The sequence below is a fragment of the bacterium genome, assembly GCA_024226335.1.
GTDB lineage: Bacteria > Myxococcota_A > UBA9160 > SZUA-336 > SZUA-336 > JAAELY01.
Map to the genome: position 1 here is coordinate 1 of JAAELY010000354.1, position 875 is coordinate 875.

Sequence of the window (875 nt, forward strand, 5' to 3'; positions counted from 1 at the left end):
GGTCTTCGCACCTGGAATCATCTCGACTGGCATGAATGAATTGAACTCTGTTTTTTCTCCGAATGGCAAAGAGTTCTACTACGCCGTCGACGTCGGGATCGACTGGGTAATCATGGTTTCGCGCGAGCGAGGTGGGGTATGGAGCGAGCCTGAGGTGGCATCCTTCACGCGGAGCAGCTCAGGCGTCGACTTGTGCATTTCGGCCGACAGCAGGCGGCTGCTCTTCTGCTCGTACCGTTCGCGCTCAGGTGGCAGTGAGCCGGAAAACGACCTCGATATCTGGTATGTAGACCGCACCGAAACAGATTCCTGGTCGGAGCCAGTCAATCTGGCGTCGGTCAATTCCGAAACCAACGAGTTCTATCCGAGCTTGACCACGGACGGCACCCTTTACTTCCTGTCGCGACGAGCGGGCGGAATCGGCGGCAGTGACATCTACCGATCGACGCAGGTCGATGGCCACTACACCGAGCCTGAGAATCTTGGCCCCGTCCTCAATACCCCGGCCAACGAAGGCGATGCCTTGATTGCCCCGGACGAGAGCTTCATCGTTTTCAACTCCCGCGGTCACGAACAAGGCCCAGGTGAGGGCCGCCTGTTCATCAGCTTTCGCGGACATGAGGGTTCCTGGAGCCCACCGCGCAACCTCGGGCAGGTGATGGAAGCCGACCCTTCCGACTTCTGTCCGACCCTCTCGCCGGACGGAAAGTATTTCTTCTTCTCGAGCGCCAGACCACGCCTGGAAGACTCCGCCGATCGCATTACCTGGGCCTCGCTCTATCAAGCGCAGTCGCGACCCGAGAATGGCAGCACCGATATCTACTGGATCGATGCGCGCTTCATCGAGGAAATGCGGCTTCCGACGCGGTAAAGAC

At 59.0% G+C, this 875-nt stretch carries 1 protein-coding gene; it reads left to right on the forward strand.

All coding sequences use genetic code 11. The features are described from left to right. Positions 1-31 precede the first annotated feature (31 nt). The gene (locus tag GY725_18405; protein MCP4006160.1) at positions 32-871 is read left to right on the forward strand and encodes a hypothetical protein; all 840 of its coding nucleotides are present in this window, start codon (positions 32-34) and stop codon (positions 869-871) included. Positions 872-875 lie beyond the last annotated feature (4 nt).

What these genes read in the sequence shown, in the direction of transcription:
- GY725_18405 (MCP4006160.1), top strand. Translation starts at nt 32, where the DNA reads ATGAATGAATTGAACTCTGTTTTTTCTCCGAATGGCAAAGAGTTCTAC.